Annotated in this window: 9 protein-coding genes and 1 tRNA gene; 7 read left to right on the forward strand and 3 right to left on the reverse strand. The window is 70.5% G+C overall.

Annotated features, from left to right (window positions below; all coding sequences use genetic code 11):
• Positions 1–33: 33 nt before the first annotated feature.
• The gene (locus C2L59_RS34700) at positions 34–1,074 is read right to left on the reverse strand and encodes a PLP-dependent aspartate aminotransferase family protein (protein WP_103353772.1); all 1,041 of its coding nucleotides are present in this window, start codon (positions 1,072–1,074) and stop codon (positions 34–36) included.
• A gap of 59 nt (positions 1,075–1,133) precedes the next feature.
• Positions 1,134–4,352: a penicillin acylase family protein gene (locus tag C2L59_RS34705; protein ID WP_199199399.1), complete on the reverse strand. Its 3,219-nt coding sequence runs from the start codon at positions 4,350–4,352 to the stop codon at positions 1,134–1,136.
• Positions 4,353–4,493: 141 nt separating this feature from the next.
• Here C2L59_RS34705 and C2L59_RS34710 point away from each other — a divergent pair, with 141 nt between their 5' ends.
• Together C2L59_RS34710 and C2L59_RS34715 are read left to right on the forward strand one after the other, a co-directional pair.
• Positions 4,494–4,868, forward strand: a complete 375-nt coding sequence (locus C2L59_RS34710) for an FKBP-type peptidyl-prolyl cis-trans isomerase (RefSeq protein WP_103353774.1) — start codon at positions 4,494–4,496, stop codon at positions 4,866–4,868.
• A 116-nt stretch (positions 4,869–4,984) separates the two neighbouring features.
• Positions 4,985–5,716 (forward strand): trypsin-like serine protease, encoded by a 732-nt coding sequence (locus C2L59_RS34715; protein ID WP_103353775.1) that lies wholly within the window; start codon positions 4,985–4,987, stop codon positions 5,714–5,716.
• Between the two features lie 189 nt (positions 5,717–5,905).
• Here C2L59_RS34715 and C2L59_RS34720 read toward each other — a convergent pair.
• A tRNA-Leu gene (locus C2L59_RS34720) sits at positions 5,906–5,988 on the reverse strand.
• Between the two features lie 130 nt (positions 5,989–6,118).
• On the opposite strand from C2L59_RS34720, the gene C2L59_RS34725 reads away from it, so the two are divergent.
• The 5 genes from C2L59_RS34725 (at position 6,119) to C2L59_RS34745 (ending at position 12,275) form a co-directional block, all read left to right on the forward strand.
• Positions 6,119–7,366, forward strand: coding sequence for a DUF3662 and FHA domain-containing protein (locus C2L59_RS34725; protein WP_103353776.1), 1,248 nt, complete (start codon positions 6,119–6,121; stop codon positions 7,364–7,366).
• Between the two features lie 100 nt (positions 7,367–7,466).
• Positions 7,467–7,928 (forward strand): FHA domain-containing protein, encoded by a 462-nt coding sequence (locus tag C2L59_RS34730; RefSeq protein ID WP_003079002.1) that lies wholly within the window; start codon positions 7,467–7,469, stop codon positions 7,926–7,928.
• Complete coding sequence (locus tag C2L59_RS34735) at positions 7,925–9,322, forward strand: PP2C family serine/threonine-protein phosphatase (protein WP_103353777.1); 1,398 nt, start codon at positions 7,925–7,927, stop codon at positions 9,320–9,322. The genes C2L59_RS34730 and C2L59_RS34735 overlap by 4 nt, the downstream gene beginning before the upstream one ends.
• Positions 9,322–10,809, forward strand: a complete 1,488-nt coding sequence (locus C2L59_RS34740; RefSeq protein ID WP_103353778.1) for an FtsW/RodA/SpoVE family cell cycle protein — start codon at positions 9,322–9,324, stop codon at positions 10,807–10,809. Before C2L59_RS34735 ends, C2L59_RS34740 begins: the two co-directional genes overlap by 1 nt.
• Complete coding sequence (locus C2L59_RS34745; RefSeq protein ID WP_103353779.1) at positions 10,806–12,275, forward strand: penicillin-binding protein 2; 1,470 nt, start codon at positions 10,806–10,808, stop codon at positions 12,273–12,275. Before C2L59_RS34740 ends, C2L59_RS34745 begins: the two co-directional genes overlap by 4 nt.
• Position 12,276 lies beyond the last annotated feature (1 nt).

The raw sequence follows: 12,276 nt of genomic DNA on the forward strand, positions 1-12,276 counted from the left end.
ATGTCGCGACTATCGACGATTCACCCGTCCGCGTTACTCCGAGAGGGCGAACGCCAGGTCGCGCCACAGGTCATCGGGGTCCTCGAGACCGACGCTGAACCGGATCAGCCCGGGCGGGACGCGCTCCTCGCCGGCCAGCCACGCCCGCCGCTCGACCAGGCTCTCCACGCCGCCGAGGCTGGTGGCCGAGCGGATCAGCCGGACCGAGGCGCAGAACCGGTCCGCCGTCTCGGCGTCCGCCAGGTCGAAGGCGACCATCATCCCGAAGCCCGGGTAGCGCACGCGCCGCACCGCGGGGTGCTCGCCGAGCCGCGCGGCCAGCAGCGCGGCGGTGCGGGACTGCTCCGCGAGCCGGACCGGCATGGTCCGCAGCCCCCGGAGGGCGAGCCACGCTTCGAGCGCGCCGGGCGTCGACCCGACCCGCGTCCGCGCGCCGCGCAGCTCGGCCGCGACGGCCGGGTCCTTGGCCACGGTGATGCCCAGCAGCAGGTCGCTGTGCCCGCCGATGGCCTTGGTCGCGCTGTGCACGACGACGTCGGCGCCCAGTTCGAGCGGCCGCTGCTGCAACGGCGTCGCGAAGGTGTTGTCGACGACGACCCGGCCGCGCGCGGCGGCGGCGATCGGCTCGATCGCCATCACGTCGAGGGTCGGGTTGGTCGGTGACTCCAGCCAGACCAGGTCGGACGTCGCCGCCTCGGCGACCCAGGCGGCGGTGTCGGTCGGCTCCAGCTCGGTGACGGCGAGCTTGCCGAGCTTCTGCGCGTGGGCCAGCACCCCGCGCGTCACGGCGTAGCTGAACGTCGGCACGACGACCCGCGACCCGACCGGCAGCAGGTCCAGGACGGCGGACAGGGTGGCCACCCCGGACGCGAACGCCGTCGCCTCCCCGCCTTCGAGCGCCCCGACGGCTTCCTCGAGGGCGTGCCAGGTCGGCGTCCCGTCCCCGCGGGCGTACACGAAATCGCCACCGGCCTGGTAGGTGCTGGTGGCGACGAGCGGGGTGTTCAGCGGCTCACCGGGTCCGGCCGGCCGGCCGGCGGCGATGGCCTTGGTGCGAGGCGTCCAGTCGTCCATGCGCCTCACGATAAGGGGAGGCCGGGGCACTCACGCGTCCGCGAGTGCCCCGGCCAGGCTCAGTGCACGTACACCTCGAACTCGTACAGCGAGTAGCCGTACTTCGTTCCGCGCTGGACGCCCTGCATCTTGACGAACCGGGCCGGGGTGGCGGCGAACGCCAGGTTGTCCTGGCCGCCGTCGCCGTCGGTGACCACGGCCGCGTCCGTCCAGTGGACCGCGTCCGGCGAGAGCTGGATCCGGTAGCTCCTGCCGTACGCCGACTCCCAGTTCAGCATCACCCGCGAGACCTGCTGGACCGAACCGAGGTCGACGGTGATCGCCTGGTCGTCGCTCCAGTCGCTGGCCCACCGGGTCGAGGCGTTCCCGTCGATCGCGTTCGACGCCGGCGCGTTGAAGAAGCCGGTCTCGGCGCTGGTGGCGCTGACCGTCTTCGTCGCCGCCAGGTTCGCGACGTTGTCCCCGCGGTGCGCGGCGTACTCGACGACCTGCTGGAACGTCGGGCGGTTCTGCCAGCTGATCTTGTCCTGCGTGATGCCGCCGAGCGGGTTGTGGATGATCGAATCGGCGCACCACTGGTCGCCGGCCGAGCAGTTCGCGTCACCGGGGTAGACGGTGTTCGCGGACTGGCCGGCGGCCGTGGTCAGCGAGTCGACCAGCGCCTGGCGGCACGCGGTGGCGTCGCCGCCGCCGCAGAACGTCGCCGCGAGCGGGCCGGCCACCGGCTGGCCGAGCACCTGCCGGATGTCCTTGCTGACGTAACCCCACCAGCCGTACTGGAACGAGGAGCCCTTGTGCGGCTGGCCGGTGTGCTGGCCGTTGCCGTTCTGCCAGCCGGACGGGCTCTCGTTGATGCCCAGCACGCCGGTCATCGCGTTGTAGGCGGCGTCGCCCATGCCGGGCTTGAACTCGGCCTGCACCAGCAGCGGCCACCAGGCGTCGAAGATGCGGATCGCGTCGGCGTCCGCGTACGCCTTGCTGCCGGGCGAAGTTTCCTTGCGCAGGTGGCCGTTCGAGAGCCACGTCTTGAGCTTCGCCTCGGCGTCCGCCGCCGCACCCGTGGTCGGTGTCTTGTCGAGCACCTGCAGCAGCAGCGGCAGGACGCGCTCGGCCCGCAGGTCGGCCAGCGCGGCGTCCGCCATCGCCTGGGTCAGGTTGACCCGGGTGACCTTGGTGCCGCTGGAGATCAGCTGCTTCACCCGAGAGTCGAGCAGGTCGACGCGGTGCACGGCCGACTTGTCCGCCCCGGCCGCGGCGTAGCCGTTGGCCTGCGCGTTGTTCCAGCTGACGTAGTAGTCCTGGTTGACCGACTGCGGGTGCTGCGACGCCGGCGTGTAGGTCGCGACGTTGCCCGCCGGGTTCCAGCCCACCCAGTCGTGGCCCTGGTCGCCCCACACCGGCATGTTCGGGTCCACATCGGACTGCCGGGCCGGGTTGGCGCCGGAGTTGAAGTACGCGATGTCCTTCGAGTCGGCGTAGAACCAGTTGAACGTGAAGTTGATGTCGGCCGCGGCCCGCTGGAAGTCCGCCGCGGACTTGACGAAGGTCGGGTCGTTCAGCTCCTGGAAGCCGATCAGCGAGTCGACCTCGTGGAAGTAGGACGAGCGCAGCGCCGCGTACGCCACCGGCTTGCCGCCGACGGTCGCCCGGCTCTGCACCGGCCCGTACTTGGTCCGGTAGCTGCGCAGGGTGTACGAACCCGCCGCCGTCCCGTCGGCCACCGTCGGCTTCCAGGCGTTCTTGACCTCGACGGTCTCCATCGGGACGCACTTGCCCTGGTAGGTGTAGTAGTTCGAGGCCTTCGTCGGGGTGCCGCCGTTCGGGTCGCACAGCTGCAGCGCGTAGGTGTCGACGATGTCCTGCGCCGACGTCGTCGCGCTCCACGAGTAGTCCTGGCCGCGGCCCAGCAGCGTGTACATGCTCAGCCCGGCGAAAGCCGCGCCGCGCGAGCTGATGCCCGGGCCCTGCAGTTCCTGGAGCAGGAGCAGCTGCGGGGCGAAGTAGCCGGTCTGCGGGCCGAACACGGCGACCGGGTGGCCGCTGGCGGTCTTCGCGCCGGAGACGAGCAGCGCGTTGGACATGCCGTGCTTCTCGCTCAGCATGTTCGCCGGCAGCACGCCGTTCTCGAACATCCCGCGGGCGGGCGCCAGCTCGGCGGGCGCGGCGACGTCCACAGTGGACGGCGTCGCGGAGGCGGCCGAGCCGGTCTGGTCGAACACCAGCGGCTGCGGCGTCACCGAGTTCTTGTCCGGCATGGCCCGGCCGGTCGCGTTGGCCGGCGTCTTGCCGTACGGGAAGGTCTGCCCGTCGTGCAGCGTCTTGACCGCCTCGGGGTCGTCCTCCGAGCGCAGGCTCTGCCACACCTTCTCGCCCTGCACGACGCCGTACTTCTCCTGCATGGCGAGCTTCGCGATGGCGTTCTGGACCTCGCCGCCGCCGCCCGCGCCGAACTCGGCGCCGATCAGCGAGGCCAGCGCGACCAGGTCGGTCAGCTTGAACGGGTCGATCGACCCGGCGTTGGTGATCGAGTCGACGTGCCCGGTCAGCACGTACTCGCCCGGGAAGTACCGGCCGTTGTAGGAGTCGGAGATGTACTTGTTGATGCCGTCCACGTAGGCCTGCGCGTCGGCGAGGCCCTGCGCGCCACGCGGGCCGCCGGCGGCCGTGCGGTCGATCTGCGCCTGCAGCTCGGCCTCGGTGTACGGCGCGTTCGCGAAGAACTGCTGCTCGAGCTCGCGGTTGGCCTCGGCGCCGCCGGCGAACGAGGTGACCTGCCCGCGGGCGGCGTGCCGCAGCACGTCCATCAGCCACAACCGGTCCTGCGCGGCCGCGTACCCGGCGCCGAACTCGGTGCCGGCGCGGGTGGTGCCGGTGATGTGCGGGACGCCGAGCGCCTTGTCCCGCACGATCGTGACGTCCGCCCGCGGTTTCGACGTGCTCGCCACCTGGCCGGCCGGGACGCCGAAGGAGGCGTCGTTGAAGTACTGGCTGATCGCACCGGTGGTCAGCGTCTTGTAGCCGCCGGCCAGCGAGGCGTACTTGCCGAGCTGGTCGGCCGAGTGCGCCGGGCGGGTGCCGAGCAGCTTGTGCGCCAGGATTTCCGCGAGGGTGGCGCTGCCCTGCTCGCCGGGCGGCAGGATGTCATTGCACTGCCCGCCGCAGTAGTCGTCGGGTGACAGGGCCGCCTCCGCGGCCGGCGCGGTCACGGCGACCTGGGTGAGCCCGGCCACGAGGGCCCCCAGTGCCGTTACGGTCAGGGCGCGGATGCGTCGTCGCATACCGGGCTCCCCTCAGTCCAGAAGAGTGACGAAGCGCACGCTACCCAGCAGTAGCCCAAGTGTGAAGACTTTTCGCGTTTCTCCCCTCTTTGGGCGTAGTCCGATCGGCGCAGCCCTCGGCGCGTCGGTACGGTGAGGCCCATGACCTTGGAAAAGCCCCTCATCGACCGCCCGGACGGACCCCCTCCGGCCGATCTGGAAATCACCGACCTCACTGTCGGTGACGGCGCGGAGGCCACGAAAGGCAAGACCGTCACCGTGCACTACGTCGGCGTTTCCCACGCGACCGGCGAACAGTTCGACGCGTCCTGGGACCGTGGCGAGCCGCTGCGCTTCGGCCTCGGTGCCGGCCAGGTCATCTCCGGCTGGGACCAGGGTGTCGCGGGGATGAAGATCGGCGGCCGCCGCAAGCTGGTGATCCCGCCGCACCTGGCCTACGGCGACCGCGGCGCGGGCGGCGTGATCAAGCCGGGCGAGACCCTCGTCTTCGTCGTCGACCTGGTCGGCGTGAGCTGACCCTCCGGCCGGGCGTCACCCGATGGACCACCGGGTGACGCCCGGCCAGGGAATTCCCCGCCCGCGGCGGCGGCCCTAACGTCGAACGTCGACCACCGACTCGACGAAGGGGAGAAATGCGCCTGCGCGCCCTGCTCGCCGCTGCTGTCCTGACCATCTCCACCGCTCCCGCCGCCTGGGCCGTCGCCCACGGTTCCGACGTCCCACCGGGGCAGTACGGGTTCGTCGCGAAGCTCGCGATGACGAAGATCCCGCGTCCCGACGGCTCGACGTACAGCAGCTACTGCACGGGCGCGCTGATCGCGCCCGCCTGGGTCGTGACGACCGGCCACTGCTTCCACGACGCCCACCGCGACCGCGTCTCGGGCAAGGTCCCGTACCCGACGACGGTGACGCTGGGCCTGACCGACGAGGAAACGGAGTCGGGCATCGCCCGCAGGGCGACCGAGGTCCTCCAGGCCAAGGAGAACGACGTCGCCCTGATCCGCCTGGACTCCCCGGTGACCGCGGTGACCCCGCTGGCGGTGCACCGCGCGGCCCCGAAGGTCGGCCAGCAGCTGACGCTGGCGGGCTGGGGCAGCCTGACGGGCAAGGACCCCAAGCCGGCGGCGCGGATGCAGCAGGGCACGGTGGCGGTGGCAAAGGTCGACCCGACCACGATCGGCGTCCGCGGAGCGGCCCCGGAGATCACAACGAGCGCGTGCACCTACGACTCGGGAGCCCCGTACTTCACGAACACCGAACTGGTCGCCCTGGAAGCCACGGGCCCGGGCTGCCCCCACGCGGGCATCGAAACAACAAGCCGAGCTGACGTAATCGCAGACTGGATCACCACCCACACGGCCTAACTTCGCCCAGGGCGAACACGTGACCAACCCCACCCACCCGCCGCCCACCCCCCACGGCCTGCCAACCGGACCACGCTGGAAGGCGACGGAAGGCACCGTGGGGGGTCCGGGGGGCTCGGCCCCCCGGGAGACATAGAGCCAACGGGAAAGGGCCCTGATCGCGCCAGCGATCAGGGCCCTTGAACAGCGTGGGCGAGGAGGGAGTTGAACCCTCACGTCCTTTCGGACACACGGACCTGAACCGTGCGCGTCTGCCATTCCGCCACTCGCCCGAGTGCTTCCTTGCGGCAGCGAGGAGAAGACTAGCAGGTCGTTTCGACTGCTTTCACCGGGGGCCGTGTAGGGGCTGGCTCACCCGGATAGGATCAGTGCGGAAGCACACGTGCAAGGAGGTTTTCCCCGGTGGGCCGCGCCGAACGATTCGACAGGCGACTCGAGAACCTGGTGGGGAACACTTTCGCGCGCATGTTCGGTGGCAACGTCGTCACGCAGGAAGTGGCGATCGCCCTGGAGCGGGAGAGTGAGGAGAACGTTCGTGAGCTGGCAGGCGGTCGGCAGCTCGCCCCGAATCACTACATCGTGTCCTTGGGGACGGCTGACCACGAACGCATGGCCGGTGACGAGCAGCGCGTCACCCAGGTCCTCGCCAAGGCGGTGGCGGAACACCTCGCCGCCGAGGGCCTGGACACCTATGGTGACGTCGTCGTATCACTCGAGCGCAACGAGGCGCTGCATACTGGACAGTTCAAGACCCGTTCGTCCGTCGATCCCGACGCCCGCCCCTCAGGCGCCGGTTCACCGCGGTCGGCACGACCCAGCAACGCAGGAGACCCAGCAATGAGCCAGCCCCCCGGCTACGGCCAATACGACCAGGGTGACCCGTACGGCCAGCAGGGCCAGTACGGCTACGGACAGCAGGGTGGCCAGCAGCCCGGGTACGACCAGGGTTACGGCCAGCAGGGTGGATACGACCAGTACGGCCAGCCGCAGCAGGGCGGCGGCTACGACCAGTACGGCCAGCAGCACCAGGGCGGTTACGACCAGGCCGGCTACGCCCAGCCCCAGCAGGGCGGCTACGACCAGGGCGGCTACGGCCAGCCCCAGCAGGGGGGCTACGACCAGGGCGGTTACGCCCAGCCCCAGCAGGGCGGTTACGACCAGGGCGGCTACGCCCAGCCCCAGCAGGGCGGCTACGACCAGGGCGGCTACGGCCAGCCCCAGGGCGGCGGCTACGACCAGTACGGCGGCCAGCAGCAAGGCGGCTACGACCAGTACGGCCAGCAGCAGGCGTACGGCCAGCCCGCCGGTGACCCGTACGCGCAGCAGGGCGGCGGTTACGGCCAGCCCGCGCCCGGGCGCCAGCTCGCGGCGAGCCTGCAGCTGGACGACGGCTCGAACCGCACGTACTCGCTGAAGCAGGGCGGGAACGTCGTGGGCCGCGGCCAGGACGCGGACTTCCGCCTGCCGGACACCGGTGTCTCGCGCCGCCACCTGGAGATCACCTGGGACGGCCAGAGCGCGACGCTCGCCGACATCGGCTCGACCAACGGCACGACCGTGAACGGCACGCCGGTCCAGACCTGGCAGCTCGCCGACGGCGACGTCATCCGGGTGGGTCACTCGTCCCTGGTGTTCCGTACACAGGGCTGACTCGGGACACGGAATACTGTTCCCGCAGAATTGACGTGCGGGGGGACCGCGGCGTACCCGCGTCGCGGCTGCGCGGAAGAGTCGGGAGCGGACACACCAAGTGCCAGAGCTGGTCGTACAACTCACCAGGGTGGGCTTCCTCGTGCTGCTCTGGCTCTTCGTGTTCGCCGCGCTCAGAGTCGTCCGTTCGGACCTCTACGCGGCGTCGGGCATGCGTGTCCAGGTGCCGACCTTCGGCCGCAAGAAAGAGAAGAAGCCGCGCAACAGCAAGTCGCCGCAGCAGCTGCTGGTGACCCACGGCGCGCTGGCCGGGACGCGCATCGCGCTGGACGGCCGGCCGATCCTGATCGGCCGGGCCGACGACTCCACGCTGGTGCTCGACGACGACTACGCGTCGACCCGGCACGCCCGGATCGCCCAGCGCGGCGAGGACTGGTACGTGGAAGATCTGGGCTCGACGAACGGGACCTACCTCGACCGGGCTAAGGTCACTGCACCCCTCCGGGTCCCGCTCGGAGTCCCCATCCGGATCGGCAAGACGGTGATCGAGCTTCGCCCATGACTCTCGTCCTCCGCTACGCAGCCCGCAGCGACCGGGGCCTGGTGCGTTCGAGCAACCAGGACTCCGTGTACGCCGGCCCTCGCCTGCTCGCGCTCGCCGACGGCATGGGTGGGCACGCGGCGGGTGAAGTCGCCAGCAAGGTCGTCATCGCCTCCCTCGCCCCGCTCGACGACGACGAGCCGGGCGACGACCTGCTCGCCCAGCTGCGCGAAGCGGTGGCGAACGGCAACGCCGCGATCGCCGAGCTGGTCTCGCAGGATCCCGACCTGGACGGCATGGGCACCACGCTCACCGCCGTCCTGTTCGCCGGCAACCGGCTGGGGCTGGTGCACGTCGGCGACTCGCGCGCGTACCTGCTGCGCGGCGGCCAGTTCGCGCAGATCACGCGCGACGACAGCTTCGTCAACGAACTGCTGGAGCAGGGCCGGATCACGCCCGAAGAGGCGGCGGTGCACCCGCAGCGGTCGCTGCTGCTGAAGGCGCTGACCGGGCACGAGGTCGAGCCGAGCCTGACCGTGCGCGAAGCCCGTTCCGGTGACCGGTACCTGATCTGCTCCGACGGCCTGTCCGGCATGGTCAGCGACGAGACGCTGGCCGAGGCCGTGCAGATCCCGGACCCGCAGCAGTGCGCGGACCGGATGATCGAGCTGGCGCTCAAGGGCGGCGGCACCGACAACGTCACGGTGATCATCGCCGACGTGGTCGACGTCGACTTCGGCGAGGACGCGCCCATCGTGGGCGGCGCCGCCGGGGACGGCAGCGACGAACGCCACCAGGGCGACTCCCCCGCGGCGCGGGCCAGGGCGCTGACCCAGCCGCCCCCGCAGCCGCGTCCCGAACTGCCGCAGCCGCAGGAAGATCCGAAGGCCCGGCGCCGGAAGCGGTTCCGCTGGCTGGCCGGGGCCCTCGTGGTCCTCGTGGTGCTCGCCGCGGCGGCCATCGCGACCCGCTACTTCGTGCTGAGTCAGTACTATGTCGGCGAGGGAGCGGACGGGGAGGTCGTGATCTACCGCGGCGTCCCCGGCAGCATTCTCGGCATCGACCTGCACGCGTACGAGCAGGGGTCCTGCCCGCCCACCCAGGTGTGCACGGACAAGCTGCGCGTCGGGCAGCTCCAGGAGGACGCCCGGCTGGCGGTGCAGAACGGCGTCAAGAAGGACAGCCTCGATGACGCCCGCAGGTACATCGATGACTTCCTGCAGCTGCGCAAGCGCCTGAACAACTGCGCGCCGGCGGGCGGTCAGCCGTCCACCACGGCGACCCCTCCGGTCACGCCGACGACGACTCCGTCGGCTCCGGCCGGCTCGACTGCCCCGTCGTCGGTGAACCAGCCAGCGGGGAGGGACTGCTCGACGCCGAGTTCGACGGCACCGACGACGGGAGGCGGTAACTGATGGGCCAGCCCGTCGCGCGTTCCGCCGAACCGCTCGCCGCGCAGTTCCAGACGAACCCGCCGCGCGAGGTCCCGACCCGCCGCAACACCGAGCTGGTGCTGCTGGGGTTCGCCACCTTCATCGTCACCATCGCCCTGGTCCTGGTGGAAGCGAATCAGGAGCAGGAACTCACCGCGTCGATCATCTGGCTCGGCCTCGCCTACCTCGGCGTGCTGACCGGCGCGCACCTGGCCGTCCGCAAGTGGGCGCCGTACGCCGACCCGGTGCTACTTCCCTGCGTCGCGCTGCTGAACGGCATCGGGCTGGTGATGATCCACCGGATCGACCTGGCCCTGGCCGAGCGCGCCTCCCAGCAGGGCAAGGACTACACGCCCGCCGTCACCGCGCAGGTCCTGTTCACGGTGATCTCGCTGGTGTTCTTCGTCGTCGTGCTGATCGTGGTCAACGACCACCGCACGCTGACCCGCTACGGCTACACCGCGGGCCTGGCCGGCATCGTCGCGCTGGCGCTGCCCGCGCTGCTGCCGTCAAGCCTGTCCGAGGTCAACGGCGCCAAGGTGTGGCTGAAGCTGCCGTTCTTCTCGATCCAGCCGGGCGAGTTCGCGAAGATCCTGCTGATGATCTTCTTCGCGTCGTTCCTGGTGTCGAAGCGGGACCTGTTCATGGTGGCGGGCAAGAAGCTCGTCGGCGTCGAGCTCCCGCGCGCCCGCGACCTCGGCCCGATCCTGATCGCCGCGTTCGCCTGCATCGGCATCCTGGTGTTCGAAAAGGACCTCGGCACCTCGCTGCTGTTCTTCAGCGTCATCCTGGTCATGCTGTACGTGGCGACCGAGCGGGTCATCTGGGTCGTCCTCGGCCTCAGCTTCTTCGCGGTCGGCTGCGTGATCGCCTACAACCTCTTCGGGCACGTCCAGCAGCGCGTAGCCAACTGGCTGGACCCGCTGGCCACCTACGACCAGGCGGGCGGCGGTTACCAGCTGGCCCAGGGCCTGTTCGGGCTCGGCACCGGCGGCGTCGGCGGCACCGGGCTCGGCGCCGGCCGGCCGGACATGGTGCCGGAGGCCAACACCGACTTCATCACCGCGTCGATCGGCGAAGAGCTCGGCTTCATCGGGCTGGCCGCGGTGCTGATGCTGTACTTGCTGGTCGCGATGCGCGGCATGCGCAGCGCGCTGGCCGTGCGCGACACGTTCGGCAAGCTGCTGGGCGGCGGGCTCGCGTTCACCATGGTCATGCAGATCTTCGTCGTCGTCGGCGGGGTCACGAAACTCATCCCGGAGACCGGTATCACCGCCCCGTTCCTGTCCAAGGGTGGTTCGTCGCTGCTCGCGAACTACATCCTGGTCGCGCTGCTGCTCCGCATCTCCGACGCGGCCCGCAGGCCCACCTCCCGCCCGAAGCCGCAGCAGCAGCCGCAGGCGCCGATCGCGGAGGCGCACACCGTGCTCGTGCAGCGCCCGCCGGCGGACGGGGGCGCCCAGGCATGAACACCCCGCTCCGCAAGGTCGGCATGGCGATGCTCGTGATGGTCGTCCTGCTGCTGGCCAACGCCACCTACATCCAGGTGGTGAAGGCCGACGACTACCGCACCGACTCCCGCAACGCGCGCGTGCTCTACGACGAGTTCGCCCGCCAGCGCGGCAAGATCGTGTCGCAGGCCAACGGCGAGGTGCTGGCCGGCATCAACCCGTCGAACGACAAGTACAAGTACATCCGCACCTACGCCGACGGCCCGATGTACGCGCCGGTCACCGGCTACTACTCGATCAACTACGGCGCCGGCGGCCTGGAGCGCGCCGAGGACGACGTCCTCAACGGCTCCGACCCGCGGCTGTTCGTGCGGCGGCTGTCGGACATGGTCACCGGCCGCGACCCGAGCGGCGGCAACGTCCGGCTGACCATCGACCCGGCCGTGCAGAAGGCCGCGTACGACCTGATGACGCAGAAGGGCTACACCGGCGCCGTCGTCGCGATGGAGCCGAGCACCGGGCGGATCCTGGCGATGGTCTCGACGCCGTCGTACGACCCGAACCAGCTCGCTTCGCACACGTCGAAGGCGCAGACCGACGCCTGGAACGCGAACAACAAGGACCCGAAGAAGCCCATGCTGAACCGGGCGATCTCGGAGACCTACCCGCCGGGGTCGACGTTCAAGCTGGTCACCGCGGCGGCCGCGCTCGAAGACGGCAAGGGCCCGGACACCCAGGTCAACCCGGCGCCGAACACGAAGCTGCCGAACACGAGCATCACGCTCGAGAACTACGCGGGCCAGCCGTGCCCCGGCACCACCTTCAAGGACGCGCTCGCGCACTCGTGCAACGTGCCCTTCGCCGAGTTCGCCGGCCAGCTCGGCGCGGACAAGATGAAGAAGACGGCGGCGAACTTCGGCATCGGGCAGACCGACCTGACCGTGCCGATGAAGGTCGCCCCGTCGACGGTCGGCCCGCTCGACTCGCAGGGCGCGCTCTACCAGAGCGGCATCGGCCAGCGCGACGTCCGGATCACGCCGCTGCAGGACTGCCTGCTCGCGGCCACCGTGGCCAACGGCGGGATGGCGATGAAGCCACAGCTGGTGCAGTCGGTGCTGGCGCCGGACCTGTCGACCATCGAGGACTACAGCCCCAACGAACTCACTGGCACCCCCGCGCTGTCGGCGTCGAACGCGGCCATTCTCAAGGACATGATGATCGCTTCCGAGGGTTTCACCGCCGGCGGCGGTAAGCGCGCGGACATCCAGATCGCGTCGAAGACCGGCACCGCCGAGCACGGCACGGACTCCAAGAACACCGCCCCGCACGCGTGGTACACCGCCTTCGCACCGGCGAACGACCCGAAGATTGCGGTCGCCGTGATCGTCGAGAACGGCGGCGACCGCGGGCTGGCCGCGACGGGCGGCAAGGTCGCCTCGGAAATCGGCCGCGCGGCGATCAACGCCAGGCTCGGGGGTGGATAGC

It is taken from the genome of Amycolatopsis sp. CA-128772 (genome assembly GCF_002904295.1).
In the GTDB taxonomy this organism is placed as follows: Bacteria; Actinomycetota; Actinomycetes; order Mycobacteriales; family Pseudonocardiaceae; genus Amycolatopsis.

Coding starts and splice junctions, on each gene's coding strand:
- C2L59_RS34700 (WP_103353772.1), bottom strand. CDS start 1,074: ATGGACGACTGGACGCCTCGCACCAAGGCCATCGCCGCCGGCCGGCCG.
- C2L59_RS34705 (WP_199199399.1), bottom strand. CDS start 4,352: ATGCGACGACGCATCCGCGCCCTGACCGTAACGGCACTGGGGGCCCTC.
- C2L59_RS34710 (WP_103353774.1), top strand. CDS start 4,494: ATGACCTTGGAAAAGCCCCTCATCGACCGCCCGGACGGACCCCCTCCG.
- C2L59_RS34715 (WP_103353775.1), top strand. CDS start 4,985: ATGCGCCTGCGCGCCCTGCTCGCCGCTGCTGTCCTGACCATCTCCACC.
- C2L59_RS34735 (WP_103353777.1), top strand. CDS start 7,925: ATGACTCTCGTCCTCCGCTACGCAGCCCGCAGCGACCGGGGCCTGGTG.
- C2L59_RS34740 (WP_103353778.1), top strand. CDS start 9,322: ATGGGCCAGCCCGTCGCGCGTTCCGCCGAACCGCTCGCCGCGCAGTTC.
- C2L59_RS34745 (WP_103353779.1), top strand. CDS start 10,806: ATGAACACCCCGCTCCGCAAGGTCGGCATGGCGATGCTCGTGATGGTC.